General features: G+C 63.8%; 24 protein-coding genes. 11 read left to right on the top strand and 13 right to left on the bottom strand.

Features of this window, described 5'->3' with window-relative positions; translation table 11 throughout:
- Window positions 1-160 precede the first annotated feature (160 nt).
- Window positions 161-1,156 carry a LysR family transcriptional regulator gene (locus tag PQR32_RS33215; protein ID WP_408237281.1) on the bottom strand — a complete coding sequence of 332 codons (996 nt, stop codon included), beginning with the start codon at window positions 1,154-1,156 and terminating at the stop codon, window positions 161-163.
- Window positions 1,157-1,358: 202 nt separating this feature from the next.
- Here PQR32_RS33215 and PQR32_RS33210 point away from each other — a divergent pair, with 202 nt between their 5' ends.
- From PQR32_RS33210 to scpC, 3 genes are all read left to right on the top strand, one after another.
- Window positions 1,359-3,527, top strand: a complete 2,169-nt coding sequence (locus tag PQR32_RS33210; RefSeq protein WP_408237278.1) for an FUSC family protein — start codon at window positions 1,359-1,361, stop codon at window positions 3,525-3,527.
- Between the two features lie 171 nt (window positions 3,528-3,698).
- Window positions 3,699-3,914: a hypothetical protein gene (locus PQR32_RS33205; protein ID WP_408237275.1), complete on the top strand. Its 216-nt coding sequence runs from the start codon at window positions 3,699-3,701 to the stop codon at window positions 3,912-3,914.
- Window positions 3,915-4,107: 193 nt separating this feature from the next.
- Window positions 4,108-5,622 carry a succinyl-CoA:acetate CoA-transferase ScpC gene (gene scpC, locus PQR32_RS33200; RefSeq protein ID WP_408237272.1) on the top strand — a complete coding sequence of 505 codons (1,515 nt, stop codon included), beginning with the start codon at window positions 4,108-4,110 and terminating at the stop codon, window positions 5,620-5,622.
- A 73-nt stretch (window positions 5,623-5,695) separates the two neighbouring features.
- Here scpC and PQR32_RS33195 read toward each other — a convergent pair whose 3' ends face one another.
- Together PQR32_RS33195 and PQR32_RS33190 are read right to left on the bottom strand one after the other, a co-directional pair.
- On the bottom strand, window positions 5,696-5,950 hold the full coding sequence (locus PQR32_RS33195; RefSeq protein ID WP_408237269.1) for a GlsB/YeaQ/YmgE family stress response membrane protein: 255 nt from the start codon (window positions 5,948-5,950) through the stop codon (window positions 5,696-5,698).
- Window positions 5,951-6,111: 161 nt separating this feature from the next.
- Entirely contained in the window at window positions 6,112-6,819 is a 708-nt protein-coding gene (locus PQR32_RS33190; protein ID WP_408237266.1) for an MgtC/SapB family protein, read from the bottom strand.
- A 660-nt stretch (window positions 6,820-7,479) separates the two neighbouring features.
- On the opposite strand from PQR32_RS33190, the gene PQR32_RS33185 reads away from it, so the two are divergent.
- A complete protein-coding gene (locus tag PQR32_RS33185; RefSeq protein WP_408237263.1) occupies window positions 7,480-8,004 on the top strand; it encodes a hypothetical protein in 525 nt (174 codons plus the stop codon).
- A 19-nt stretch (window positions 8,005-8,023) separates the two neighbouring features.
- Here the strand turns inward: PQR32_RS33185 and PQR32_RS33180 are convergent, their stop codons facing one another.
- Window positions 8,024-9,187, bottom strand: a complete 1,164-nt coding sequence (locus tag PQR32_RS33180; protein WP_408237260.1) for a metallophosphoesterase — start codon at window positions 9,185-9,187, stop codon at window positions 8,024-8,026.
- Window positions 9,188-9,577: 390 nt separating this feature from the next.
- Here PQR32_RS33180 and PQR32_RS33175 point away from each other — a divergent pair, with 390 nt between their 5' ends.
- Entirely contained in the window at window positions 9,578-9,907 is a 330-nt protein-coding gene (locus PQR32_RS33175) for a hypothetical protein (protein ID WP_408237257.1), read from the top strand.
- A gap of 31 nt (window positions 9,908-9,938) precedes the next feature.
- Here the strand turns inward: PQR32_RS33175 and PQR32_RS33170 are convergent, their stop codons facing one another.
- Window positions 9,939-10,523, bottom strand: a complete 585-nt coding sequence (locus PQR32_RS33170; protein ID WP_408237254.1) for a malonic semialdehyde reductase — start codon at window positions 10,521-10,523, stop codon at window positions 9,939-9,941.
- A gap of 154 nt (window positions 10,524-10,677) precedes the next feature.
- On the opposite strand from PQR32_RS33170, the gene PQR32_RS33165 reads away from it, so the two are divergent.
- From PQR32_RS33165 to yjfF, 5 genes are all read left to right on the top strand, one after another.
- Entirely contained in the window at window positions 10,678-11,289 is a 612-nt protein-coding gene (locus PQR32_RS33165; RefSeq protein ID WP_408237251.1) for an alpha-ketoglutarate-dependent dioxygenase AlkB family protein, read from the top strand.
- 336 nt (window positions 11,290-11,625) lie between these two features.
- Window positions 11,626-12,612: an ABC transporter substrate-binding protein gene (locus tag PQR32_RS33160; RefSeq protein ID WP_408237248.1), complete on the top strand. Its 987-nt coding sequence runs from the start codon at window positions 11,626-11,628 to the stop codon at window positions 12,610-12,612.
- A gap of 213 nt (window positions 12,613-12,825) precedes the next feature.
- Window positions 12,826-14,463, top strand: coding sequence for a sugar ABC transporter ATP-binding protein (locus PQR32_RS33155; protein ID WP_408237245.1), 1,638 nt, complete (start codon window positions 12,826-12,828; stop codon window positions 14,461-14,463).
- The gene (locus PQR32_RS33150) at window positions 14,460-15,491 is read left to right on the top strand and encodes an ABC transporter permease (protein ID WP_408206134.1); all 1,032 of its coding nucleotides are present in this window, start codon (window positions 14,460-14,462) and stop codon (window positions 15,489-15,491) included. The genes PQR32_RS33155 and PQR32_RS33150 overlap by 4 nt, the downstream gene beginning before the upstream one ends.
- Entirely contained in the window at window positions 15,488-16,585 is a 1,098-nt protein-coding gene (gene yjfF, locus PQR32_RS33145; RefSeq protein WP_408237241.1) for a galactofuranose ABC transporter, permease protein YjfF, read from the top strand. Before PQR32_RS33150 ends, yjfF begins: the two co-directional genes overlap by 4 nt.
- A 182-nt stretch (window positions 16,586-16,767) precedes the next feature.
- Here the strand turns inward: yjfF and mdcH are convergent, their stop codons facing one another.
- The 8 genes from mdcH to PQR32_RS33105 form a co-directional block, all read right to left on the bottom strand.
- Window positions 16,768-17,700, bottom strand: a complete 933-nt coding sequence (mdcH, locus tag PQR32_RS33140) for a malonate decarboxylase subunit epsilon (protein ID WP_408237238.1) — start codon at window positions 17,698-17,700, stop codon at window positions 16,768-16,770.
- Window positions 17,700-18,404, bottom strand: a complete 705-nt coding sequence (locus PQR32_RS33135; RefSeq protein ID WP_408237236.1) for a malonate decarboxylase holo-ACP synthase — start codon at window positions 18,402-18,404, stop codon at window positions 17,700-17,702. The genes mdcH and PQR32_RS33135 overlap by 1 nt, the downstream gene beginning before the upstream one ends.
- Window positions 18,404-19,222, bottom strand: coding sequence for a biotin-independent malonate decarboxylase subunit gamma (gene mdcE / locus PQR32_RS33130; RefSeq protein WP_408237233.1), 819 nt, complete (start codon window positions 19,220-19,222; stop codon window positions 18,404-18,406). The genes PQR32_RS33135 and mdcE overlap by 1 nt, the downstream gene beginning before the upstream one ends.
- Window positions 19,219-20,103, bottom strand: a complete 885-nt coding sequence (locus PQR32_RS33125) for a biotin-independent malonate decarboxylase subunit beta (protein WP_408237230.1) — start codon at window positions 20,101-20,103, stop codon at window positions 19,219-19,221. Before PQR32_RS33125 ends, mdcE begins: the two co-directional genes overlap by 4 nt.
- Window positions 20,100-20,414, bottom strand: coding sequence for a malonate decarboxylase subunit delta (locus tag PQR32_RS33120; RefSeq protein WP_408237227.1), 315 nt, complete (start codon window positions 20,412-20,414; stop codon window positions 20,100-20,102). The genes PQR32_RS33125 and PQR32_RS33120 overlap by 4 nt, the downstream gene beginning before the upstream one ends.
- On the bottom strand, window positions 20,402-21,328 hold the full coding sequence (locus PQR32_RS33115) for a triphosphoribosyl-dephospho-CoA synthase (protein ID WP_408237224.1): 927 nt from the start codon (window positions 21,326-21,328) through the stop codon (window positions 20,402-20,404). The genes PQR32_RS33120 and PQR32_RS33115 overlap by 13 nt, the downstream gene beginning before the upstream one ends.
- Window positions 21,329-21,483: 155 nt before the next feature.
- Window positions 21,484-23,163: a malonate decarboxylase subunit alpha gene (gene mdcA, locus PQR32_RS33110; RefSeq protein WP_408237221.1), complete on the bottom strand. Its 1,680-nt coding sequence runs from the start codon at window positions 23,161-23,163 to the stop codon at window positions 21,484-21,486.
- Window positions 23,164-23,172: 9 nt separating this feature from the next.
- The gene (locus PQR32_RS33105) at window positions 23,173-23,946 is read right to left on the bottom strand and encodes a GntR family transcriptional regulator (protein WP_408237218.1); all 774 of its coding nucleotides are present in this window, start codon (window positions 23,944-23,946) and stop codon (window positions 23,173-23,175) included.
- A 193-nt stretch (window positions 23,947-24,139) separates the two neighbouring features.
- Here PQR32_RS33105 and PQR32_RS33100 point away from each other — a divergent pair, with 193 nt between their 5' ends.
- Window positions 24,140-25,438 (top strand): MFS transporter, encoded by a 1,299-nt coding sequence (locus PQR32_RS33100; RefSeq protein ID WP_408237287.1) that lies wholly within the window; start codon window positions 24,140-24,142, stop codon window positions 25,436-25,438.
- Window positions 25,439-25,693 lie beyond the last annotated feature (255 nt).

Below are 25,693 nucleotides of genomic sequence, written 5' to 3'. Positions count from 1 at the left end.
TTAAATTAAAGTCTGCAATTTGCTATCCGCACCCAGCAATCGTTGCAACACACTCCGCCAACGGCCATTCCGCTTTGCAGACAGACACCCGCGCAGCAGAGTACAGCACCGCCGCCGCACACGCGCAGCTAGCGGCACCTAACTCCAACTGCGGTGACGCTTACCGCGTCGCTACATCCCCACCGCCGCTCGCGCCCGCAGGCACCACGCCATCGCCTGTCTGCGCTTCGCCGACTTCTGCAAGCAGGGCCTCATCGCGTGCGATGACTTTCGGCAGATGCGTACGCAGGAACTCGACCCAGGTCCGCGTCTTCGCATCAATGAACTTACGCGACGGATACAGTGCATAAACATGCATCTTCTGCGCCGTATATTCCGGCAACACGCGCACTAACGTCCCATCACGCAATCCGGAGATTGCCGCGTACAGCGGCAGCATGCCAATGCCCATCCCTTCGCGAATCGCCACAATCAGCGATTCGGCGATGTTCACGTGCACCGGCCCATTCACTTCCATCATTTCGCTGCCATTCGGCCCATCGAGCACCCAATCGTGCGGCGGAAACGCCGGCGTGTGCAGAATCAAACACTCGTGGTGCGCCAGATCGGCCGGCTGCTGCGGCGCGCCGCGCGCGCGCACATACGCCGGCGACGCGCACATGATGCTAAAAGTCGTCCCCAGCGGAAGCGACACGAGTTCCGAATCAGGCAAAGTGGAAGCACCGATCACCGCGACGTCCGCGCTGCCTTCGAAAAGATCAGGCATGCGCTGCGACAACGTCAGCTCGACCGTCACCTCCGGATACAGCGCGCGATAGCGCGAGATGGCCGGCAGCACGTAATGCTGGCCGATGCTGGCAAAGCTGTGCATCCGCAACGCGCCGGTTGGGCGCTCATGCGCGCAGCTCGCTTCTTCTTCCGCCGTGTCGACATCTGCAAGTATCTGCTGACATCGTTTCAGATAACGCTCGCCCGCAGTGGTGAGCGCGAGCCGTCGCGTTGAACGATTGAGCAACCGCGTCCGCAGATGAGCTTCGAGTTCCGAGACCGCACGGGACATCGCGCCGGTCGTCGAATTGAGCGACTGCGCAGCGGCGGTAAAACTACCGGCTTCGACCACGCGCACGAACACTCGCATATTTTGTAACGTATCCATTGATCCTTCTATTTCACGGCTGAAGCCGTATTGTCCGCCTGTCCCGTGTGCGCATTGTTGTTCGTTCTGGAAGGGACGTTCCGCGGCCGTCCTCTTAATGCGCGCATCGCATGCTCCTACAATCGGCGCCTTGCCTGCCGGTGTCAGCAGCCTTCTTCGCCGGCGCTTCTTTCAGCGACCAACCGGGGCGCCCTGCTTCCAGATGAAACGCGAACATGCGATCGAACCGACGGCGGATTCTCGCCGGCAGCGGGGCGTCATGTTGCAAACGCTCAGTCCGGCTGTTCGGGACTGGGCGACCAGCGACGGTCTGGTTTGGCTGCACCTGTTCAAAACGGTTACGGCGGGGCTGTTGGCGCTCGGCATTGCGATGCTGCTGGATCTGCCTCAGCCGCGCATAGCGATGACCACCGTGTTCGTGCTGATGCAGCCGTTCAGCGGCATGGTGCTCGCCAAGAGTTTCTACCGGATTCTCGGGACCGCGGTGGGCACGGTCGCCGCGCTGGCGCTCGGCGCGCTGTTCGTCCAGCAGCCCGAGTTGTACATGCTCGGCATGATCGGCTGGGTGAGTGCCTGCATTGCGGCAGCGGTCCGGTATCGGCATTTCAGATGGTACGGCTTTGTGCTCGCGGGTTACACCGCTGCGCTGATCGGCATCCCCAACGTGACGGTGCCTCACGATCTGTTTCTGGCGGCGCTCACGCGCGCGGCGGAAGTGGCGGTCGGCATCGTGTCTTCGAGCGCGGTGAGCGCACTGATCGTGCCACAGCGGTCCAGCCTCGCACTACGGCGCGCGCTACAGATCCGGTACGGAAATTTTACTGCGTTCGCTGCCGATGTGTTGGCTCGCGGCATCAAGCGGGGCCAATTCGAGCGGCGCTTTGCGGATCTCGTCGACGAGATCGTCGGTTTCGAGGCGACGCGCACTTTCGCCGCCTTCGAAGATCCGGCCATGCGTTCACGCAGCCAGCATCTCGGCCGTCTGAACGGCGAGTTCATGGATGCCTGCGCGCGGCTGCATGCACTACATCAACTGCTCAAGCGTCTGCATGTGAACGGCTCGGCGCCGATCGCGGCGGCGATCAAGCCATATTTCCACGAACTGGCCGCGCTCATGGCGCCACAGTTCGAGTTCACCGTGGATGCATCGCGTACGGCCGCCCGTTTGCAGCACTTTCAGGCGAGCTTGCCACGGCGTGTGCGTGAAACGAGACGGCCGCTGGAAGCCGCGCCGGCCGAAGCGTTGGCGGACTTCGACACGGCCGCGGAACTGCTGTACCGCTTCATCAACGAATGGATCCGCTATTCGCAGACCTACGCATCTGTGACGCAGCGCAAGCGTGACGAGAGCCAGCCGCGGACGAAAAGCCGCTATGTCAGCAAAACCAATACCTTTGTCGTCGCGTTGACGTTTATCCGCTCGGCCGTGGTCATGGCGATCGCCGGCTGGTTCTGGATCATGACGGACTGGCCGAGCGGCGGCCTTGCGGTGATCGGCGCGGCGCTGGCGTGTGCGCTGACGTCGACTGCGCCGAATCCGTCGAAGATGGCTGTGCAGATGGCCGTCGGCGCCGTGCTGGCGACCATGACCGGCTACCTGTTCACGTGCTACGTGTATCCCAACATCGACGGCTTTCCGCTGCTGTGCGTGATGCTGGCGCCGGTGCTCGCGCTCGGCGCATTCATCGCCACGCGCAAGCTTGCGGCGGGATATGGGATCGGTTTCTCAGTGTTCTTCTGCCTGCTTGCCGGACCTGACAACGTCGTCACTTACGCGCCGGATCTGCTGATCAACAACGGCATTGCGCTCACCGCTTCGATGCTGTTGGGGGCGCTCGTCTTCGCGGTCGTTTTCCCGACCGACATGCCTTGGCTCATCGGAAAAATCATGGGCGATCTGCGCGCACAGGTCGTGTCCGCGTGCAAGGACGAACTGCCAGGACTCAATCAACGCTTTCAGTCGAGCACGCACGACCTGACTTCACAGTTGCGCATGCTGTTGACGCAACGCTCCCGGCGCCGCCGCGATGCTTTGCGATGGATGCTTGCGACGCTCGAAGTAGGGCACGCCGTGATCGATCTGCGCAACGAAGCGGCGCGCGCCGATTACGCGCACGCACTTCATCCGCGCTGGACCAGCACTGTCGAGCGTACCCGCGACGACCTCGCGCGCCTCTTCGAGCGGCCCGACGCGCGTGGTCTGGAGCGCGCGCTGGTGTCCGTGCGCGCGGCCACGTGGATCGCGCAGGACCTGCTGCAAACGGTTCATACCGATCGCGACAAGCGTCACGACCTGCAGCGCATCCTGAGCTGCCTGCACTTCATCCGCACGGCGTTGCTCGACAAGGACGCGCCGTTCAACGCACGTTGACCCATGCACGCGACGATCGACTATGTGCATCGATCCTTCTACAGAATGGAAGGATCACTTCCGGACCGCCCCATTTATCCGCGGGAAAGGCAGCCATATAGTTTCATCACTGCCCCGCAGTCCCCCAAGGGGGCTTCCTACGGGGCAGCACCGTAAGTCCTGGAGAACGAAATGAATGTGTTGAAGATTGCCCTGATTGCCTGCTCTTTGTCCGCTGTTGTCGCTCATGCGCAAACGGCGCCGGCCGCCCCGGAACAACAGGTTGCCCAAGCGAATGCGCAGCGCGCGAAGAATGCCGAAACGCAAAGACGCATCACCACACCGGCAATCAAAGCTGAAGAGTGCGTCGGGCCTGTGAGCTTCTGCAACATCTACTTCGGCAGCTAGGCCACGCCACGCGTCATATCTGAAGTACCTGCAAGACCTGTCGCGAACGTTCCGACGCGCGACGCAGCACCTGGCCGCGACGCCGTCCCATCGTGACGCCGCGGCGGGTGCGACAATCCGGCTGCTGAGCGAAGCACACCATAGACGTGCGCACCAGTAGACTGGACTGGTGACTATGGAGAGACTCAGTTTCATGTACCAAGACCGGATTCGCTGCGCTGAACTGCGCGCAAAAATCACTTCAGCCGCCGAGGCGGCGCTTCTGATTCAGGACGGCATGTGTGTCGGCGCCAGCGGCTTCACGCGCGCGGGCGACGCCAAAGCCGTCCCCGTTGCGCTTGCCGAGCGCGCGCGTCAGGAAGGCAAGCCGCTGCGCATCACGTTGATGACCGGCGCATCGCTCGGTCACGATGTGGACCGCACGCTCACCGAGGCGCACGTGCTGGCTCGCCGCTTGCCGTTTCAAGTGGACAAGACGCTTCGCGACGCCATCAATCGCGGCGAAGTCATGTTCGTCGATCAGCATCTTTCTGAAACCGTCGAGATGCTGCGCGCAAACCAGCTCGGCAAACTCGACGTCGCCATTATCGAAGCCACCGCGATCACCGAGACCGGCGGCATCGTGCCGACCACGTCGGTCGGCAACTCGGCGAGCTTCGCGATTCTTGCCGACAAGGTCATCGTCGAAATCAATCTTGCTCAGCCGCTCGCGCTCGAGGGACTGCACGATATCTGGATTCCGGGCCGCAGGCCGAACCGCGAGCCGCTGCCGATCGTCCGTCCGCAAGACCGGGTCGGCACGCCGGCTATCGAGATTCCGCTCGAGAAAATCGCGGCGATCGTCATCACCGATATGGCGGACAGTTCATCCACGGTGCTGCCGGCGGATGCCGAGACCGAATTGATCGCAGGTCATCTGATTGAGTTTTTTGAACACGAAGTATCGCGCGGACGCATGCCGAAGCGCTTGCCGCCGTTGCAAGCCGGCATCGGCACGATCGCCAATGCCGTGCTGGCCGGCTTCGTCGATTCGCCTTTCGACGCGTTTGAAATCTATTCAGAAGTGCTGCAGGATTCGACCTTCGACCTGATGGATGCCGGCAAGGTGACGTTCGCCTCCGGCGCGTCGATCACGCTGTCGGCAGCGCGCCAGGCGCAGGTGTTCGGCGAACTCGAACGCTATCGCGATCGACTCGTGCTGCGTCCGCAAGAAGTCAGCAACCATCCTGAAGTGATTCGCCGGCTCGGTCTGATCGCGTTGAATACCGCGCTCGAATTCGACATCTACGGCAACGTGAATTCGACGCACGTGGGCGGCACGCACATGATGAACGGCATCGGCGGTTCGGGCGACTTTGCGCGCAACGCATCGTGCGCGATCTTCGCGACCAAGTCGATGGCAAAGGGCGGCCGCATTTCGAGCATCGTGCCGATGGTGCCGCATTGCGATCACAACGAACACGACGTGGATGTGGTGGTGACGGAGCAGGGGCTCGCCGATTTGCGCGGCCTCGCGCCGCGGGAACGCGCCACGCTGATCATCGACAATTGCGTGCATCCGCTGTATCGCGATCTGTTGCGCGACTACTACGGGCAAGCATTGAAGGGAGGCGGGCAAACGCCGCATCAGTTGGATCAGGCTTTCGCCTGGCATACGCGGCTGCGTGATACCGGCTCGATGTTGCCGGCGGTGGAGACAAGGTTTTAAACGCGGGGTTGTCAGTTCAAGCCGGCGTCAGGTGGCGTTCGCCCCTGACGCCGAAAGACATCAGGTGCTACGCTCAGCTGCCTCGTCGGATGAGGCGGACAAGAAACAATAGAATGACCGCGCCGATCACCGCCGTGATGATCGAGCCGATCCAGCCGCCGCCCAGCGAAATGTGCAGCACGCCGGCGAGCCAGCCGCCGATGAACGCGCCGACAATCCCGACGATGATGTCGACGATCAGGCCGAAGCCGCCGCCCTTGACGAGCACGCCTGCCAGCCAGCCAGCGATCGCGCCGATGATGAGCCATGCAATGATGCCGTGTTCCATAATCGAGACTCCCTAGTTGAGTGTGAAAAATTCACGGTGACAGAGCTTAGTCGATGGTTATGGGACAGTCCATATTCAGGACGCGGAATTAACATTGTCTAAATCTATTGCAGATCAAGTGTAGACGATGCGCACGCATATGGGGGACCTACGCGTTACGCTTACTCCGGCGTCGGCTCCGCTTCTCTGGCCGTCCAACTGACGCTGGAGACACTCTTTTCCATGCTGATGCGGCTGGCCATCTGTTCGAGCTTCGACTGATCCTTGGGATGCATCTTCAACGTTGCCGTTACACGAATGCGTCCCGGGTCGTTTTCGACGTCCTCGCTTGTCAGACTTTGAAACGACAGTGGCGTCGAGTACATGGAGTTGGAGACGGCGGTACGAATGTGAATCTCGTCGGCTTCCCGGCAGACGATTGTCAACACATATTCGCGGACCAGGTCGGCGTTCGATACCGGCGTTGCGTTGATCGTACGGCTGACTTCGCGCAGCACGGTGTTGGTCAACAGCACGACCAAGGTGCCGGCGAGCGCGGGGCCATAGTGACCCGCGCCGCACAAAACGCCCACCGCGGCCGAGCACCACAAGGTCGCCGCGGTGTTGATCCCCTGAATGGAACCCTTGTCGCGCATGATCACGCCGCCGCCGAGAAAGCCGACGCCGGAGACCACATACGCGGCGATCTGGGTAATGCCCGCCGTGCCGTTGCCGGTCAGTACGCCGAGCGTGACGAACAGGCACGCGCCGCTCGCGACCAGCGTGATGGTGCGCAGGCCTGCATTGCGCTGACGTATCTGCCGTTCGAGGCCGATCGCGATGCCGCAGGCGAAGGCGGCGAGAAGCCGCCAGACGAATTCGATTGTCATCGGTAAACAAGGTTGAGGCGCGAATTTGCACAGTGTGAACCTTACGCGTGACAGCGGCACGTCCCTCCCGATGGGACGCGGGCGCGTTCAGGCGTGGCGCAGCGCGAACGAAGACTCGCAGCGCTGAAGGGCGAGCAACGTCGGCACGGCATTCAGCCATGCGGCGCTTCACTGCAACTTCACTGGCAATAAGTGGGGATCAACGACGTGCACCGCCAGCCCGAAGGCAAGACGGCGACAGGTAACACTGGCGCGGAAATCTTGCCGATCAGGCGATCGGGCGAATCGAAGCTCGACGGGTACGACAGCTACTGTCCAAGATCGTGATTCCGGGTAAATGAACTGGGCGAATTTTAGGCACCTCTGCAAAGTTAAGTCAAGTTGCGATCAGGTGAGGCGACGAATCATTTGCATGCCATCTTTGGGGAAGTTTCCACGCTAATGGGAGAACTATTCCCACATAAATACGGACTCCGAATATTGACGATGTCCATCCCGGAAAACACACTGTCTGCATCACCCGGAACATGTCGCGCGGCCTTGGCGCTCAAATGCGCGTTTTTATTTCTCACGGTTTTCGCTCTCGCATCGTTCAGACGGCGTTGCGCCGCGATCCGCACGACGTCGTTATTTCCGCCGCTCATCCGAATTGAGGAATGTATGAAAGTTAAAGCTCTTGGTGTCATCGCCGGCGCGTTGATCGCTGCCGCTCCGCTCGTTTCTTCGGCCGCAGGTCTGCCGGCACCGTTTGAAGGCAGCAGCACGCTGCAGGCGGACGGCATCGTGAAGTCGGTCGATCAGGCCAACCATTCGGTCACTGTGCTTGACGCGCAGGGCGGCGAAGCGTCGTTCAGCATCACCGACACGCACAATCTTGCGCAGATCAAGCAAGGCGGCAAAGTCCACATCCGCATGATGCGCAATGCCGTGATCAGCGTCACGCAGGGTGCGGATGGTCAAGCCTCGGCGGCTGAGATCGGCCAGTCGAACACGGTTCAGCGCGTGACCGCTCACGTCGAGGCCATCGATCATGCCTCAGGCATCATGGCGCTCAAAGGCCCGAATGGTTCCGTGTTCCATATCCAGGGCCGCGACCCGGCAAAGACCGCCGGCGTGACACCCGGCATGCAAGTGGTGGTGGCATTCGCGCCGCAAGTCAGCGTGGCCGTGGCGCCCGTGCAATAACGGGTGTCTTCGTTGGGGCTTAATCGGGCTCGCCGGGTACGAGGCGCAAGCGCGTGATTTCGGACGGCGCGCCCAGACGCTTCGGCGGTCCCCAGTAGCCGGTGCCGCGGCTCGTGTACACCCACAGTCCGTTCAGCCGCGCGAGGCCAGCGGTGAACGGCTGCTGGAAGCGCACGAAGAAATTCCAAGGGAAGAACTGGCCGCCATGCGTGTGGCCGGATAGCTGCAGCGTGAAACCAGCTGCTGCTGCGGCTTCCGCTGAGCGTGGCTGGTGGGCGAGCAGCACCTTGATCAGCACGTCGCCAGGCGCGCCGGCCAGCGCGGCGACGGGATCGCTGCGGTGCGCCGGGTCGTGATGGCCCGCTGAATAATCGGTGACGCCCGCAATCACGGCGCGTGCGCCGTCGTGATCCACGATCACGTGCTCGTTCAGCAGGACGTTCAGTCCCAGGCGCCGGAACTCGTCGATCCAGGCGTTGGCGCCGGCGTAATACTCGTGATTGCCGGTAACGAGAAAAGCGCCATGGCGCGCGCTCAACCGTGACAGCGGCTGCGTGTGTTTGGTCAGTTGCGGCACGCTGCCATCGACGATATCGCCGGTAACAGCAATCAGATCCGGCTTGAGGCGATTCACCGCGTCGACGATTGCGTCGACATAGCGGCGTTTGATGGTCGGGCCGACGTGAATATCGCTGATCTGCACGATCGTGAAGCCGTCGAGCGCGGCGGGCAAATCGTCGATCGGCACTTCGATCGTTACCACCCTGGCGCGCCGGCGAGCGTTGAACAGGCCGACGAGCGTGGAGAGCAGCGCGAGCAACGGTACAGCCGCCGCTGAGCCGGTTCGCCAGTGTGGGATGGCGACGGTGTTCGGCCAGATTGCATCGACGGTAAGAAGCGAAGCGAGCACGAGATCGCGCGCGAAAGTCAGGACCAGCAGTGACGAGAAGAAGCCCATCGCCAGCAGGCCGACCCATGCGAGCCGGTCGCCGAGCGGTTGTTGTTTGATCGTGCGCGCGAGCATGCCGAGCGGAATCAGAAAGATCGACAGCACGAGCCACAACGCACACAGCCAACGGCCGGCGGTATCGATCGGCATGTCGGGAATCAGACGCAAGCCCACGTAGATATGTAGCAGGATGCCAATCAGGATGATGCGAACAAGAAACGATGAGCGGCGCATAGAGAGGATCAGGGCGGGAAGGGGCCGGCACAAGCGGAGGAGCGGCGGCGGCTCGTCGGCTGCGGCAATGCCATGGCGAACGAGCCGATCCATTCTACCGAGATGTGCAACTGCTTGCCTGCGGCGCCATATTGATGCGGCGACGGTGAACCGTCCATAGCTAAAGGCGCTCGCAAGGCATTGCATTGCAGCAATCCACACAGTTGCGGGTAAGCCGTCCGGCCGGCTGATACGGTCGAATTAAATGGGCTTTGAATTGTGTTCGAGCGTGGACTATTCTCAAATAGAACCGGCTTGTATCAAAGCCAGGGCGAGGGCCACAATGAAAGCCGTCGCAGTCCGCTTAGCGGTTCGTTTTGTCGCCGCCGGAAGGCGAGGCAGGAGGCGCATATGAAGCTGCTCAGATCAGGCAACCCGTTCCGCCACGCGCACCATGCGCATCACGTCGGACACGAGGGCAGCCATGTCATGCTGCCGCTCGTGGTCATTTCAGTGATGGCGATCGGCTTGTACTTCGGCGTGCGCAACATCGATTTTTCCGAGTTGGGCAAAAGCGCGCTGTTCTATGTCGTGATGCTTAGTGTCGCTCTGGGTATCGCGGGATTGTTCGGCGTCGTCGGGGCTTGGGTTCGGTCCAACGGCGACGACGCCGAAGAGGGCTTCTGCTTCATTGGCGCGTTGATCGGCGCCGTGGTGTTCTACGTGGCGATCTTCAGTTGACCGCACTCAACAGCAGGTCGGGCGCCGTGCATCAGACGATCCGCGCGGCCTCGTCGAAAGCGAAGCGCGGGCTGCGCGGGAACAGTTTCGACGGGTCGCCGTAGCCCAGATTGATCAGGAAGTTCGACTTCACGGTCGTGCCGCCAAAGAACGCTTCGTCGACCTTGGCGGCGTCGAAACCGGACATTGCACCCGTGTCTAGCCCGAGCGCGCGGGCGGCGAGAATCAGATAGCCGCCTTGCAGCGTCGAATTGCGAAATGCCGTGTCGGCGATCGCCTTGTCGTTACCGGCAAACCAGCTGCGCGCGTCGGCGTGCGGAAACAGCTTCGGCAGGTGCTCGTAAAACGCCATGTCCATCCCGACAATCGCCGTGACCGGCGCTGCCATCGTCTTCTCCAGATTGCCCGGCGACAAAGCCGGGCGCAGCTTCTCCTTGCCGTCCTGCGTCTTGACGAAGACAAAGCGGCCCGGGCTCGAATTGGCCGAGGTCGGGCCGAGCAGCACGAGTTCGATGAGTTGTTTGAGCACGGCGTCCTCGACCGTTTTTTGCTGCCAGCCGTTATGCGTGCGCGCTTCGCGGAAAAGCTGATCGAGCGCCTGGTCGGAAAGAATCATTTGATTATTCCTTGAAAGTTGTGTGTGAAATGAAAAGGACGGCGCCGGATCAAACCGCAAGGCGCGCGTCGGAGCGTCGTCGTCGTTGCCGCCATAATAGCCAAGGTTCTTATCCGCTCGCGCTTTGAGCGCGCGATCGTACTCAGGCAATCTCATGACGGATCTCTTTGCGGAATCTTCCGATGCTCTGCCGGCGCCCGACGTCGACTGGTATCCCGATTGGCTGCCGCCTGAAACGGCGGCACGGGCCTTGAAGCAGCTCATCGACGAAGTCGAATGGCGTCAGGACATGATGGGCACGCCCGCCGGCCGCGTGCCGCTGCCGCGGTTGACCGCCTGGCAAGGCGAGCCTGACGCCGTCTATGTCTACTCGGGTATTCGCAACGTGCCACAACCGTGGACGCGGACCGTCGCAGAACTGAAGTCCGCCGTGGAGTCTGTTTGCAACGCGCATTTTAATAGCGTGCTGATCAACCGCTACCGCAGCGGCACGGACAGCATGGGCTGGCATGCGGACCGCGAGCCCGAACTCGGCGCACAGCCGGTGATCGCCTCGGTGAGCCTGGGTGTCGCACGCACGTTCGATCTGCGGCATAACAAGACCGGCGTCGTGCAGTCTTTTTCGCTGAAGGGCGGCAGCTTGCTGGTGATGAAGGGCAGCACGCAGGCGGACTGGCGGCATCGGGTGCCGAAGGAGCCGCGCGTGGCGGGCGAGCGGATCAATCTGACGTTTCGGTGGGTGACGCCGCGCGTCGATGTCCGCTGATGGGGCGCGCTCCGGTCGGCGGCGCCGCCGCGTAGCCGACCAAGCCGACCAAGCCGACCAAGCCGACCAAGCCGCAGAACACGTAAGCGCATAAAAAAGCGCCAAGCGCATCGCCACGCCAACCAACGCACCCCAGCCACATCAACATCGCATCCCACGTCCACGCCACAACCGCCATCGCCAGCTATACCAAAATTGATATCGCCGACGCGAATCATATGATTGGACGGTTAACGCCCTACACACTACGCTACATCACGATCCACGCACCGTGAGGGCCGCAACGGCTGGGCGGATTCGATGGGTCGCCTACACAACAACGATCAGGAGACAGTCATGGCGAATACACGACGCGCCGCATGTCGTGCGTTGGGCGCGCTCGCACTCTGCGCGGGCTTCGGTGCGCTGACGCTGGCCACGCCCGGCGCTTACGCGCAAGACAAACAGATCACGCTGGGCTTCGCGCAGGTCGGCGCGGAAAGCGCATGGCGCACCGCCAACACCGAGTCGGTCAAGTCCGCGGCGGCCGAGGCGAAAATCAAGCTCAAATTCTCCGACGCCCAACAGAAGCAGGAAAACCAGATCAAGGCGATCCGCTCCTACATCGCGCAGAAAGTCGACGTGATCGCGTTTTCGCCGGTCGTCGAATCGGGCTGGGAACCGGTGCTGCGCGAGGCTAAAGCCGCGAAGATTCCGGTGATTCTCACTGACCGCAACATCGATACGAAGGACCCCTCGCTCTACGTGACGATGATCGGCTCAGACTTCATGGAAGAAGGCCGGCGCGGTGGTCATTGGCTCGCGGATCACTACAAAAACGACCAAGGCCCGGTCAACATCGCTGAACTTCAGGGAACGGTCGGATCGGCGCCTGCCAACGACCGGCACTCAGGTCTTCTCGAAGTGATCAAGAACGATCCGAAGTTCAAGATCATCGCCTCGCAAAGCGGCGACTTCACCTTGGCCGGCGGCAAGCAGGTCATGGAAGCGTTTATAAAGACATACGGAAATAAAATAAATGTAGTTTATGCGCATAACGACGATATGGCGCTCGGCGCCATCCAGGCGATGGAAGAGGCCGGCATGCATCCGGGCAAGGACATCGTCGTCGTTTCGTTCGATGCGACCAAGGGCGGCTTCCAGGCGATGGCCGCGGGCAAGATGAACGTCGATGTGGAATGCAGTCCGCTGCTCGGGCCGCAATTGATGTCGGCGGTGAAGGATGTGGTGGCCGGCAAGCCGCTGCCCAAGCGTATCCTGACGGAAGAGACGGTCTTCCCGATGAGCGTCGCTGCGCAGACGCTGCCGACGCGCAAGTACTGACGGTAATTGATAAGGCTTCCTGACTGTCAAAGGCGGACATAAAGCGCGGACGAAAGGGCAGCAGGGACACGCAGTACCGACAGACGAAAAAGGTTTCTCCAGTGGTGCCTGGCCGTCCGTCTGCTTGGGCAGCGGGCGGCCTCTTTTCCGCGCAATGCCGGCTGGAGGCTGCTGGAGGCCGCCGAACCACGCACCGCCGATCGAGCGAGGCCTATGACGCATCCCGCTTCCGAACCGAATCCGCCGGCTGGCGGCGCCGGCAACCCCCAAGCCACCCCCGGCATCGCCGGCGCCGCCGCAACCCATGCCGGCGGCACCACGAACACCGTCGAACCGATCCTGGCCACCGCCGGCGTCAGCAAGACGTTCCCTGGCGTGAAGGCGCTGCAGCGGGTCGATTTCCGCCTGTTCCCCGGCGAGATTCATACGCTGATGGGGCAAAACGGCGCGGGCAAATCCACTTTGATCAACGTGCTTACGGGCGTGGTCGCGCCCGATGCCGGCACGATCCGCCTCGGTGGCAACGTGGTGGCGTTCGCCTCGCCGCAGGAAGCGGAAGCGGCCGGCGTGCGCACGCTGTATCAGGAAGTGAACCTGTGCCCGAATCTCTCGGTAGCGGAAAACATTTTCGCGGGCCGGCAACCGAGACGCTTCGGCGCAATCGACTGGCCTGACATCAAGCGGCGCGCCCAAGCCGCGCTGGCGCGCCTCGACGTGACGCTCGACGTCACCCGTTCGCTCGATGCCTATCCGATCGCCGTACAACAGATGGTGGCCATCGCGCGGGCGCTCTCGGTCGACGCGCGCGTGCTGATCCTCGACGAGCCGACCTCGAGCCTCGACGACGGCGAAGTGAGCCAGCTCTTCAAAATACTTCGGCATCTGAAGCAATCGGGTATTGCGATTCTGTTCGTCACGCATTTCATCGAGCAGACGTATGCCATTTCCGATCGCATTACGGTGATGCGCAACGGCGAGCGCGAAGGCGAATATCTCGCGCGCGATCTGCCGGCCGATCAACTGGTATCGAAGATGGTCGGCCACGAACGCATGAGCGCACGTTTGCGTGAAGCCGCACAGGAAGGACATGACACGCATGAAAAACAAGCCGCGCAGGGCGTCCAGCCGTTCGTCGAGTTGCGCGGCGTCGGACGGCGCGGCACGATGCAGCCGATCGACCTCGATGTGCAGCCGGGTCAGATTCTCGGCCTTGCCGGTTTGCTCGGCTCGGGCCGCACGGAAACCGCGCGGCTGTTGTTCGGCGCGGACCGTGCCGATAGCGGCACGATTCTGGTGGAAGGCCGGCCCGTGCGTCTGCGTTCGCCGCGCGACGCGGTGCGCCACGGTATCGGCTATTGCGCGGAAGACCGCAAGAAAGAAGGCATCGTCGCCGAACTGTCGATCCGCGAGAACATTCTGCTGGCGTTGCAGGCGCGGCGCGGCTGGTGGCGCAAGATCAACCGGCAACGCGCGCGCGAACTGGCTGATCTATGGATCGAGCGGCTCGGCATCAAGGCCTCGGATGCGGAACAGCCGATCGGCTTGCTGTCCGGCGGCAACCAGCAGAAAGCGTTGCTGGCGCGCTGGCTCGCCACCGATCCCAAGCTGCTGATCCTCGACGAACCCACCCGCGGCATTGACGTCGCGGCCAAGTTCGACATCATGGATCGGCTGCTGGCGCTATGCGCGAACGGCTTGAGCATCCTGTTCATTTCGTCGGAGATCAGCGAGGTGCTGCGCGTGAGTCATCGCGTGGCGGTGTTGCGCGACCGTCGCAAGATCGCCGAAGTGGCCGGCAAAGCGTCGAACGAAGACAATATCTATCGACTCATCGCGGGGAGCGGCGAATGAAGCTATCGAACTGGTTCGTGCGCGACGGCGCCGAGCGGCCGTTGATCTGGCCGTGCGTCACGTTGGTGTTGTTGTGCGGGCTGAACCTGTGGGTCAATCCGCATTTCCTGTCGCTGCGGATGCTCGACGGCCATCTGTTCGGCGCGCCGATCGATGTGTTCAATCGCGCCGCGCCGCTGGTGCTCGTCGCCACCGGCATGACACTGGTGATCGCGACGCGCGGCATCGACATTTCGGTCGGCGCGGTGGTGGCGATCGCGGGCGCCGCCGCAGCCACGATACTGGCAACGCAGCCGGTGCCGACTGGCGGACTGATCGCGCAGGCGCTGGTGGCGGCGTTGATCGTCGGCGTGTTGAGCGGCATGTGGAACGGCTTGCTGGTGTCCTTCGTCGGCATGCAGCCGATCATCGCCACCTTGATCCTGATGGTCGCCGGGCGTGGCATCGCGCAATTGCTGACGGCGGGGCAGATCATTCCGATCGGCGCGCCGGGCTATCTGTTCGTGGGCGGCGGCTACTGGCTCGGTGTGCCGTGTTCGGTGTGGATCGCCACGGTGGCGGTGCTGGCGACCGCCGCGCTCGTCGAAGGCACGGCGCTCGGGCTGTTCATTCGCGCGATCGGCGTCAATCCGGTTGCCACGCGTCTGGTCGGCTTGCGATCCAAGGCGCTCGTCTTCGCGGTGTACGGCTTCTCGGGACTGACCGCGGCGATGGCGGGCATTCTCATCAGCTCGAACGTGCGCAGCGCCGATGGCAACAACGCCGGCCTGCTGCTCGAACTCGATGCGATTCTCGCGGTGACGCTCGGCGGCACGTCGCTGCTCGGCGGCCGCTTCAGTCTCGCGGGCACGGTGCTGGGCGCGCTGATCATCCAGACGCTGACCTACACCACCTATTCGATCGGCGTGCCGCCGGAAGCCACCCTCGTCGTCAAGGCGGCCGTCGTGCTTGCGGTGAGTGTGATCCAGTCGCCGTCGGCGCGTGCGCTCGGTATATCGCTTGTCACGCAACGGAGGGTGGCGCGATGAGACGCATCCTCGAAGCCTGGGCTCATATCGTCGATCCGCGCACGCTGCCGATCGCCGTCACGATCCTGCTGTTCTGCGCGCTGTTCGGATTCGGCTCGGTGATGTACACCGGTTTCTTCTCGTGGCAAGTGCTCCTCGATCTGCTGGTCGACAACGCGTTCCTGCTGATCGTGGCGATCGGCATGACGTTCGTGATCGTGTCCGGTGGCATCGACCTGTCGGTAGGTTCGGTCGTCGCGCTGACGACTATCGTCGAGGCGGTGCTGTCCGAACACCTGCATTGGCCCGTCTGGGTGATCCTGCCGATCGTGCTGTTGATGGGCACCGTGTTCGGCGCGGTGCAGGGCGCGTTGATCCACTTTTTCCGCTTGCAGGCCTTTATCGTCACGCTGGCCGGCATGTTCTTCGCGCGCGGCTTGTGCTTTCTGATCACGACGCAGTCGATCACCATCACCGATCCGACGTTCCAGAAGATTTCGGCGTTTCGTCTCGACATCGGCGTCGGCTCGGTGACGGCGAATGTGCTGATCGCGTTCGTCACGCTGCTGGCGGCGATCTACGTGGCGCATTTCACGCGCTTCGGCCGCAACGTCTACGCGATCGGCGGCAACGCGCGCTCGGCTTTGCTGATGGGCTTGCCGGTCGCGCACACACGCATCGGCGTGTATGCGCTGAGCGGCTTCTGTTCGGCGCTCGGCGGCGCAGTCTTCACGTTCTATGTGCTGTCGGGCTACGGCTTGCAAGGGCAGGGCATGGAACTCGATGCGATCGCCGCGACCGTGATCGGCGGCACGCTGCTGACAGGCGGCGTCGGTTATGTGATCGGCTCGCTGTTCGGCGTCGGCATTCTCGGCACGATCCAGGCGCTGATCACTTTCGACGGCACGCTCAGTTCGTGGTGGACCCGCATCGTGATCGGCGCCTTGCTTTGCGCGTTCTGCCTGTTGCAACGGCTGATCGAGCGTCACGCCAGATCGGTGGGGCGTCCGGGTGGCACCGGCGCGGTCGTGACCGCGGGACGCGAACGCGGGCATGCGGACGGATCGGCGGCGTCGGATTCGCATGTGATCGGACGCGCGCCTGGGCAGGCGTGAGCGCGTATGACTGCGCGCGCCGTGGCGGTGCCTCACGCGCGAATCACCACGACGACGCCGATGTCGGCGCGCTCGCGGCATCACGTGTCGCGCGCAACGCGTGTGATCAGTGTGCGAAGGCGATGGGGCGGCAGTTGATCGAGAAACGCTGAGGCATGCATGATGAACATGCCGCGGATCATTCAATGCGTGTCGAGACGCCGTCGCGCGGTGGCCACGAGTCGATCGAACGAAAAGGTGCTGGCCGCGAGCGCGGCGGTTTCCGGAAAGTATTCGCGCGCGATGTCGGTCAATACCTGGCCCGGTGGCGCTTCGATCAGCAGGTGTGCGCCCATTTCCTGCATGACCGTGAGCGCGTCGAACCAGCGCACGGTGTAGCGGATATTGGTCGCGAGGTCGTTGCGGATCGCGTCCGCCGTATACAGCGGACGGCCGCCGCGATTGCCGACATAGATGCTTTGCGGCGTGTGAAAGGGCACGTCCTTCGCGTAGGCGACCAGTTCGTCCGTGGCTTGTGCGAGCAATTCGCAATGCGACGGCACACTCACCGCGAGGCGAGTGGCCCTGCGCGCGCCCGCTGCGAGCGCACGTTTGATGAAGGCGTCCAGTGCATCATTCGCGCCCGCTATGACAATCTGGCGCGGCGCGTTCACATTGCCGATATAGACATGCTGCTGTGTTTCATCCGCATGTCGCGCGGCGAGTGTTTCCACTTGGTACTCAGTCAAGCCGGATATCGCTGCGAGACCGTAGCCGGTTGGGTACGCGGTCTCCATCAGTTCGGCCCGGCGCCGAACCATTTTCAATGCGTCTTCGAAGTGAATCGCACCGCAGCTCACTGCTGCTGGATACGCGCCGACCGATAAGCCCGCGCTGATCTCCGGCACGAACCGTTCAGCAGCCAGCGCGCGCGTCAGCGCCACGCCCGCAACCGTCAAGCCGATCTGCACGGCGATGGTCGAGCGCAAAGCGTCCTGAGTGTCCAGTGTGAGCACATCGACGCCGAGCACCTGCGACGCTTCCTCGAGCGTGTCGTGCACCGCATGATGCTCCGGCAGACGATGCAGGAAGCCATCAGTCTGCGCGCCCTGGCCGGGAAAAAGCAGCGCGAGCATCAGGCGTCGTCGCCATGAGACGCGGGGCCCCACGGATCGGCGATCAGTTGCGGGCCGCGCTCGTGGCGTGCCAGCACACGCGGTTTGCCGGCTGCCCATTCGGCCAGCGCCACGCCGCCGGCGGGCGTGTCGAGTTGCGCGTCCACGCGAACGGCGATGCGTTGCGCGAGCGCTTGCAGATAGTCGAGCAATTCGATTGCGAGGTTTCGGGCGAGCGGTTTGTCGTGGGTTCGGATGAGCAGATCGAGATCGCTCGATGCGGTGACCGTCGGCACGTGTGTCGCCAGTTCGAAACCGGCGCTGCCAGTGGGTCCCCAGGTGAATGCACTCAACGGACCCGTCGCGTCGTCCTGCAACGCGGCGAGCGTGGCGAAAGCGGGCAATGCATTGCGCCCGGCGAGTGGCGTGCATGAAAAAGCGAGCGCTTCGGGCGATACGGCGCTCACTACATCCGCCGACGCTGCCCACGTGCCATAGCGCTCCGACCGCCCGACACCGCGCATGCCGATCGCGACGAAGCCGTCGGCCGCCAGCGCACGTCTGACGACCGCATACGGCGCGCGCCCGAAAGCCTCGCGTACCCACGACGGTTCACCATCGAATGCCGGCAAGCGTTGCAGAAGCAGTAAGTCATGCGGCCGCCATCGCGCGTCGCACGACAGCGCGTGTGCGATTGCAAACGGTGGCGCGGCACACACCTGCATTACACGGCATCCCATTGTTCGGCGAGACGCCGGCGCACTTCGATCGACGCCGCGCGATTCTTCTGCGCCGCCGCCGATTCGAGCCGATGCGCGAGATTGCGGCGGCCATCGTCGCGCACGCTGCGAATCTGCTCGCTCAACACCTGACGCACGCGCTCGATCTGCGCGGCGTCCGGCGCGTCGGCATCGACGCCGTCGATCAACTGGTCGAGCAGGCCGAGTTTGGCAAACGACGCCATCGAGTAAGACATCGGCACGATGGTTTCGCCGAGCGCGTCGAGTTCTTCGACCGTGCGGCGGGTGACGCGCGCGGCGGCTTCCTTGCCCATTGCATGAACCATCGTGCCGGGCGCGTCGAGCGCGACGATCCGGTTGCCTTGGTAGCCGTGCGCGAGGAACGCACCCGACATCGCCGGTCCGACGATCAGCGCGATCACCGGGTGGCCCGCGTCGCGCGCGGCGGCATAGGCGTCGACGGCCGCGGCGCAGGCGAGGTGAATGCCGAGCATCTCCTCGCGATAGCCGTACGCCTGGCTTTTCACGTCGACGATCGCGACGATCGGGCGGCGCGTGCCGCTCGCTTCGTCCCGCGCAACTGCATCGCGCACGGCGCGCGCGAGCCGCCAGCCCTGTTCGAGGCCGACCACGTTATCGGTCGCGCGAGGAAAGCGGTTGGCGGGATCGGGCACGACCGAGAAGAAGTGCGCGGTCTCGCCGCCGAGCGGCGCGTCGCCGCTCAACACAGGCGCCTGGCTGGTCGATTCGCCGGCAAGCGCCTTGAACCAGCGCGCGCCGCGGCTAAGTTGTACGTCGCTCATGCTTGCTCCTTGCGCGATTCGTTTTGCGTTTGACGGTTGAACACGTCACGCATGGTTTCCGGCGTGACGCTGGCGGGATCGATCCGCGCGAGCCGGTCGAGGAACGTGTCGACCTGTTCGCTGCGATGCGCGGCGGGCACGCCTTGCTCGAAGGCGGAACGCACGGCGGTGCGCACCGCGTTGGCGTCGTCGTCGACCAGTTGATCGGCGAGCGCGGTCGCCGTGCGCTGTTCGCCGCCGATCAGTTGCCACACGCGGCGGCGATCGCTGGCATCGAGTTCGTCGATGCCGGCTTCCTGTTCGATCACTTCGGGGCCGTTCATGCCGAGCCGCCCTTGCTTCGTGACGACCAGGTACGAGCACAACGCAGCCGCGAGCGACATGCCGCCGAAACAGCCCACCATGCCGGCGATCACGCCGACCACCGGCACATGCCGTCGCAACGCGACGATCGCAGCCTGAATCTCCGCGATCACCGCGAGGCCGAGGTTGGCTTCCTGAAGCCGCACGCCGCCGGTTTCGAACAGCACGACTGGCCGCACTATCTTGCCGCGTTCGCAGTCGCGCAAAGCGAGTTCGAGCGCCGCGGCGATCTTGCTGCCCGACACTTCGCCGATGCTGCCGCCCTGGAACGCGGATTCGATCGCGGCGACCACGGCGGGCTCGCCGTCGATGGTGCCGCGCGCGATCACGCAGCCGTCATCCGCCTGGCAGACGACGCCTTGCAAAGGCAGCCACGGCGATTCGATCTTGTCGAACGGGCCGAGCAGTTCGCGGAAGGTGCCGGCATCCAGCAGCGAGCGGGCGCGCTCGCGCGCCGGCAGTTCGATGAAACTCTCGCGCAGCATCGGCGCGGGATGGGCGGTCGCAACCGTATTCATGCGTCGTCTCCCTGTTCGGCGGCTTCGACGGCTTCCGCGAGGCGCAACGCGACCACGCCGGGCGTCGCGCCGAAGTCGTTGATTTCGATTTGCGCGGCGCCGTCGTAGCGCGTGAAAAAGCGGTCGAACACGCTCTTCCAGATGTGGCTGTAGCCGTCGACGCTGGTGCGCACGACCACGTGCGCCGTCAGCGCGCTAGCCGGATCGGCGGGCGAGAGCAGCACTTCCAGATCGCCCGAACCCACCACGCCGACATGCGCGCGGGTCGTGACGGCGCGTTGCGCCGGATAGTCGAAGGTCAGCTGTTCCATGAGTCGGGGCTCCTGTCGGCGTCGTGATGCGCCAGCATGTCGAGAAAGAGGGTGGCGGCGAGCAGATCGGCTGCGCCGCCGGGCGATGCGTTGAGCGATAGCAAGTCGTGTTCGAGCACGGCGAGCGCGGCGCTGCCCGCCGGCGTCGAACTGCCGCCCGCGTCCAGCACGCGCTGCGCGCCGTGTTGCCCGGCGTGCAAACCGGGCAAGCCCGCGCGATGCAGCAGGCAGGTGTCATCCAGCGTCGCCATGATCGAGAGCAGGGCGTCGACGCGCGCGGCATTTTCGTCGATGCCTCGCTCACGCGCCGCGAGCAACGCGGGCAGGCCCACATCGACGACGTGTGGGAAGCCGTCTTGCGCTTCGCGGCGCGCTCCGCCAACCTGGTAACGCTGACGCGCGCGTTCGCCGTGACTGTCGGAAGGCGCGGCGAAGCGATCCGGGAAGCAGGCGATCTGCGCGGCGCGCGTGCTGATCTGCGATGCGTTCGAACGCATGGCGCCGGCGGGCAGCGTCGCCCCAGCGACTAGCAGGCCGACGATCCAGATCGCGCCGCGATGCGCGTTGCTGCCGCCCGTGGCGTGCAGCATGTCGAGTTCGCCAGCGCGGCCGATCTGCGCGAGTTCGGTGCGCAGCAACGCGGACGGTTCGCCGCGTCGACGCGCCGCGCGCGCGAGCGCCGCGAAGGTCGGCTCGAGCGCGTGCGCCGAGCGCAGCATGGTGTCGAGATCGAGGTCGCGATGGGCGCCGCTGCCACGCCGGTCGACCAGCGCGGGCTTGGGCGTGAGCTGGGCTTCGTCGATCAGCGCGGTGATGGCGTAACGGGCGAGTTGCGCGTCGGACGGCGTAGAAGTGACGTGGGCGGCGCGTGCAGTACCGTGCAAACCGCTGACGGCGTCAGCGACCCCGGCCACTCTGGCGACTCCTCCACCCGCGGCAACTTCGCCAGCGTCGGCAAGTCCAGCAGCGCCGGCAACGTCGACGCGCGAATCAGCCGGCGTCACGCGCGCACTGCGAGCGCACGGGGCTTGCTCTTGCGCATGCGCAAGCAAAGCAGCGGGCGCCATGCTCACCAGCTCCTGAAGCGCGCCGGCGGCTCGTACAGGCCGCCCGACCACGTCACCAGATCGTCGATGCTGCGTGCCGCCAGCAGCGAGCGCTTGGCCTCGCCGCGCCGGATGCCGAGATCCTCGGGATACGCGACGATGCCGCGCCGGCGCAACTCCGCTGTTTTCTCCGGCTTGGCACGCAGCCCGATCGGGGTTACGCCGGCCACGGCGGCGATCGCCGCGCGCCGCTCGTCGATGCCTTCGGCCTTGTGCAGATGCGCGATGCCTTCCTCGGTGACGACATGACTGACGTCGTCGCCGTAGATCATCACGGGCGCGACCGGCATGCCGCTCTTGGCACCGACGGCGACGGCGTCGAGTTCATCGACGAAGGTCGGCTCGCCGCCTTTCTTGTAGGTCTCAGCCATCTGCACGACCAGCTTGTGGCCACGCGACACCGGACCCTCATCGCGCAGCAGTTTGAGCCATGCTTCGCTCGAATGACGCCGGCCACGCGGATCGTGGCCCATGTTCGGCGCACCGCCGAACCCGGCGAGACGCCCGCGCGTGACGGTCGACGAATTCGCGTCGGCATCGATCTGCAAGGTCGAGCCGATAAACAGATCGACGCCGTATTGCCCGGCCAGCTGGCACAGCACGCGGTTTGAACGGAGGCTGCCGTCGTTGCCAGTGAAGAACACGTCGGGACGCGCCTCGATATACGCTTCCATGCCGACTTCGCTGCCGAAGCAATGGATGCTGTCGACCCAGCCCGATTCGATCGCGGGAATCATGGTGGGATGTGGATTGAGCGTCCAGTTGCGGCAGATCTTGCCCTTCAGGCCGAGCGATTCGCCGTAGGTGGGCAGCAGCAATTCGATCGCGGCGGTATCGAAACCAATGCCGTGATTCAGCGACGTCACGCCGTACGGCTCGTAGATGCCGCGAATCACCATCATCGCGGTGAGCACCTGCAGGTCGCCGATGTGGCGCGGATCGCGCGTGAACAGCGGCTCCACGGCAAAGGGCCGGTCCGCCTGCACGACCACGTCGACCCATGAGCCCGGAATGTCGACACGCGGCAGTTCGTCGACGATCTCGTTGACCTGCACGATCACGATGCCATGACGGAAGGCGGCAGCCTCGGCGATGGTGGGGGTGTCTTCGGTATTCGCGCCGGTGTACAGATTGCCGTGACGGTCGGCCTTTTCAGCGCACAGCAGCGCGACGTGCGGCGTCAGATCCACGAACATGCGCGCGTACAACTCGACGTACGTATAGATCGCGCCGATTTCCAGCTGGCCGTCTTCGAGCAGTTGCGCGACCCGCAGGCTCTGCGGGCCGGCAAACGAAAAGTCGACCTTGTGCGCGATGCCGCGCTCGAACAGCGTCAGATGCTCAGGGCGGCCAATGCTCGAAATCAGCAGATGGACGTCGTGGATCTTCTGCGGATCGACCTTGGCGAACGAACGGGACAGGAAATCGGCCTGCTTCTGGTTGTCGCCTTCGAGAGCGACTCGGTCGCCCGGCTGAATCAGCGTTTCGAGCGCATCGACGATGCGCTCCGGCGGCAGCACGCCGTCTTCGAGCCAGGGTGCAATGGCCGCGAGGCGGCGGTTCTTTTCGTCGCGACGCGTGGTCCACGAACGGGCGGTGGGTGTTGAAACTGCGGACGCAGCGGCTTCGGCGGGTCGGTTCATCGGCTTCTCTCAGCTCCCGGTGGTGGCACGCGGGCGTCTGCCGCGCGGCTTGGGTTGATTCGCGAGCGCGGCTTCGGCCTGCGCGCGTTCGGTCAGGAAACGATAAAGCAGGTCGCCCGTGCCGAGCAGATGCGCAACGACCAACTGCTGCGCGGCGGGAATGTCGCGGCGTTGCACGGCGTCGAGCAGGGCGGCGTGTTCATTGTCGGACTCGCCCTTGTACGACGGCAAGCCGAACTTCAGGCGCAGATATCTTTCACCACGCCGGTGCAGCGTGCCGATCATGTCCTCGAGTTGCGGACGGCCAGCGGGCGCATACAGGCTCATGTGAAACGCGACATTGCGCTCGACATACAGCGACGGATTCGCCTCGAGCTCGGCGGCGCGGCACAGACTGGCGGATTCGCGCAACGTGGCGGCTGTGTGATTGGGAATCGCGAGCCCGATGGCGAGACTCTCCAGCGCGGAACGAATCTCGTAGATTTCGCGCGCTTCTTGCGCCGACAAAGGCGCAACCGTCGCGCCCTTGTGCATGGCGGCTTTGGCCCAGCCCTCGCTCTCCAACTGGCGCAAGGCCTCGCGCACGGGAATTGCGCTGACTGAAAAATGCCGCGCGATCGCGTCCTGCCGCAGCGGCGCGCCGGGGGCCAGGGTTCCGTCGACAATCGCCGCACGCAACGCCTCCGCGATCACGCGGGACGTGCTCTCACGGGGCGCCGCCGCGGGTAAAAGCGGGGTGCGCGCCGGGGCGTCCAGGGGAAAACCATCTATTGCGTCGTTCATGATATCAAATATTATATATGAAAAGACGCGAATTACAGGCGGGCAAACCCGGAAAAATTTTCGCCGCTCTGTCCGCGGCGTCCTCTGACTGGTCGTGCGAGGACACCTCGGTTCATCACAAACGCGCCATCTCGTCGTTGCCGTCAAGTACGCCAACCTTTAAGTACGCCAACCGTTGGGCCGGAGGAGCATGATGAATTCACTAACCGACCGCACGTCGGTCCCGCGGCGCCGCACGCCGCTCAATCGTTCGCAGATCGCAGGTTTTTGGGGAGCGTGGGCGGGCTGGACGCTCGACGGGATGGACTCGTTCATCTACGCGCTCGTGTTGACGCCGGCCTTGACCGAACTGTTGCCGCGCTCGGGTTACGCCGCCACGCCGGCGAACGTCGGCCTGGCCGGTTCGATCCTGTTCGCGCTATTCCTGGTCGGGTGGGGGCTGTCGTTCATCTGGGGGCCGCTCGCCGACCGCTACGGCCGCACCAAGGTATTGGCCGGCACCATCTTCACGTTCGCCATTTTCACGGGACTCGCGGCGACCTCGCACAACGTGTGGGAACTCGGTATCTATCGCTTCATTGCGGGAGTCGGCATCGGCGGCGAGTGGGCGCTGGCCGGGACCTATGTGGCGGAAGCGTGGCCGGAGGATCGTCGCAAGATGGGCGCCGGCTATCTGCAGACGGGCTACTACGCCGGGTTCTTCCTCGCCGCGGCGTTGAACTACACGGTCGGCGTGCATTACGGCTGGCGCGCGATGTTCCTGACCGGCGCGGTGCCGGTGGTGGTCGCGATTCTGATCCTGCTGCGCGTGAAGGAGTCGGAGAAGTGGGAGAAGGCCGAGGCGCGCACCGTGCGCACCAAGCCCTTGCGCGAGATCCTGGGACCGGCTTATCGACGCCGCACCTGGGTCGCGTGCATTCTGCTGACGATCGCCATCATCGGGCTGTGGGCGGGCGCGGTGTACGAGCCGTCCGCCGTGATTCAACTGGCGACCAAGGCCGGCATGGCGAAGAACGACGCGATCAGAACGGCTTCGCTGGCCACGGGGCTCTTGTCCATCGCCACGATCCTCGGTTGTCTCGCGTTACCGCCGCTTGCCGAGCGCATCGGCCGCAAGAAGACGCTGGCGATTTACTTTCTCGGCATGGCGGTGGCGATCGTCGGCAGTTTCGGCTGGGCGTTTTATTTGCCCAATGGGCTCGCGCCGTTCATCGCGTGGCTCTTCGTGCTGGGTTTCTTCGGCGGCAATTTCGCGCTGTTCAGCTTGTGGCTGCCGGAGCAGTTCGAAACCCGCGTGCGGGCGACGGCGTTCGCGTTCTGCACGTCGTTTGGGCGGTTCGTCGGCGCGGGCGTCAACTTTCTGCTCGGCGCGGCGGTGCTGCATATGCATACGCTCGGCGTGCCGGTGGCGTTGACGGCGCTCGCGTTCATCGTCGGCCTGTTCGTGATTCCGTTCGCGCCGGAGACGAAGGGCGAGGTGTTGCCGCAGTGAGGTTGGCCGTTTGGCTGAGTAGCGGGTGGGGCTGCAAGCGGGCATGCTTTCTACCCGTTAGAGGACGTTTTTCTCCGCTGTTTCGGGTTTGCTGATCTGTACAGAAATCCGTACAATGATACCGGGTGGCTCAGAAGCGTTTTCGCTCCGGGTCACCGGCTCAACCCGCGGTCCCGCAGTGCGGCCATTCGTTCGGCGGTGGAATCGTCCCTAACTTTTGACAGGAGCGACTGGAGGGCAACCTCCCAGGTCGAG

This window comes from Paraburkholderia dipogonis (assembly GCF_046027395.1).
In the GTDB taxonomy this organism is placed as follows: domain Bacteria; phylum Pseudomonadota; class Gammaproteobacteria; order Burkholderiales; family Burkholderiaceae; genus Paraburkholderia; species Paraburkholderia dipogonis_A.
This window is presented reverse-complemented; position numbering and strand designations above follow the sequence as displayed.

What these genes read in the sequence shown, in the direction of transcription:
- PQR32_RS33120 (WP_408237227.1), bottom strand. Translation starts at nt 20,414, where the DNA reads ATGGAACAGCTGACCTTCGACTATCCGGCGCAACGCGCCGTCACGACC.
- PQR32_RS33105 (WP_408237218.1), bottom strand. Translation starts at nt 23,946, where the DNA reads ATGAACGACGCAATAGATGGTTTTCCCCTGGACGCCCCGGCGCGCACC.
- PQR32_RS33125 (WP_408237230.1), bottom strand. Translation starts at nt 20,103, where the DNA reads ATGAATACGGTTGCGACCGCCCATCCCGCGCCGATGCTGCGCGAGAGT.
- scpC (WP_408237272.1), top strand. Translation starts at nt 4,108, where the DNA reads ATGTACCAAGACCGGATTCGCTGCGCTGAACTGCGCGCAAAAATCACT.
- yjfF (WP_408237241.1), top strand. Translation starts at nt 15,488, where the DNA reads ATGAGACGCATCCTCGAAGCCTGGGCTCATATCGTCGATCCGCGCACG.
- PQR32_RS33170 (WP_408237254.1), bottom strand. Translation starts at nt 10,523, where the DNA reads ATGATTCTTTCCGACCAGGCGCTCGATCAGCTTTTCCGCGAAGCGCGC.
- PQR32_RS33205 (WP_408237275.1), top strand. Translation starts at nt 3,699, where the DNA reads ATGAATGTGTTGAAGATTGCCCTGATTGCCTGCTCTTTGTCCGCTGTT.
- mdcH (WP_408237238.1), bottom strand. Translation starts at nt 17,700, where the DNA reads ATGCTCGCGCTGCTTTTTCCCGGCCAGGGCGCGCAGACTGATGGCTTC.
- PQR32_RS33150 (WP_408206134.1), top strand. Translation starts at nt 14,460, where the DNA reads ATGAAGCTATCGAACTGGTTCGTGCGCGACGGCGCCGAGCGGCCGTTG.
- PQR32_RS33210 (WP_408237278.1), top strand. Translation starts at nt 1,359, where the DNA reads ATGAAACGCGAACATGCGATCGAACCGACGGCGGATTCTCGCCGGCAG.
- PQR32_RS33190 (WP_408237266.1), bottom strand. Translation starts at nt 6,819, where the DNA reads ATGACAATCGAATTCGTCTGGCGGCTTCTCGCCGCCTTCGCCTGCGGC.
- PQR32_RS33155 (WP_408237245.1), top strand. Translation starts at nt 12,826, where the DNA reads ATGACGCATCCCGCTTCCGAACCGAATCCGCCGGCTGGCGGCGCCGGC.
- PQR32_RS33195 (WP_408237269.1), bottom strand. Translation starts at nt 5,950, where the DNA reads ATGGAACACGGCATCATTGCATGGCTCATCATCGGCGCGATCGCTGGC.
- PQR32_RS33215 (WP_408237281.1), bottom strand. Translation starts at nt 1,156, where the DNA reads ATGGATACGTTACAAAATATGCGAGTGTTCGTGCGCGTGGTCGAAGCC.
- PQR32_RS33100 (WP_408237287.1), top strand. Translation starts at nt 24,140, where the DNA reads ATGAATTCACTAACCGACCGCACGTCGGTCCCGCGGCGCCGCACGCCG.
- PQR32_RS33135 (WP_408237236.1), bottom strand. Translation starts at nt 18,404, where the DNA reads ATGCAGGTGTGTGCCGCGCCACCGTTTGCAATCGCACACGCGCTGTCG.
- PQR32_RS33160 (WP_408237248.1), top strand. Translation starts at nt 11,626, where the DNA reads ATGGCGAATACACGACGCGCCGCATGTCGTGCGTTGGGCGCGCTCGCA.
- PQR32_RS33180 (WP_408237260.1), bottom strand. Translation starts at nt 9,187, where the DNA reads ATGCGCCGCTCATCGTTTCTTGTTCGCATCATCCTGATTGGCATCCTG.
- mdcA (WP_408237221.1), bottom strand. Translation starts at nt 23,163, where the DNA reads ATGAACCGACCCGCCGAAGCCGCTGCGTCCGCAGTTTCAACACCCACC.
- PQR32_RS33165 (WP_408237251.1), top strand. Translation starts at nt 10,678, where the DNA reads ATGACGGATCTCTTTGCGGAATCTTCCGATGCTCTGCCGGCGCCCGAC.
- mdcE (WP_408237233.1), bottom strand. Translation starts at nt 19,222, where the DNA reads ATGAGCGACGTACAACTTAGCCGCGGCGCGCGCTGGTTCAAGGCGCTT.
- PQR32_RS33175 (WP_408237257.1), top strand. Translation starts at nt 9,578, where the DNA reads ATGAAGCTGCTCAGATCAGGCAACCCGTTCCGCCACGCGCACCATGCG.
- PQR32_RS33185 (WP_408237263.1), top strand. Translation starts at nt 7,480, where the DNA reads ATGAAAGTTAAAGCTCTTGGTGTCATCGCCGGCGCGTTGATCGCTGCC.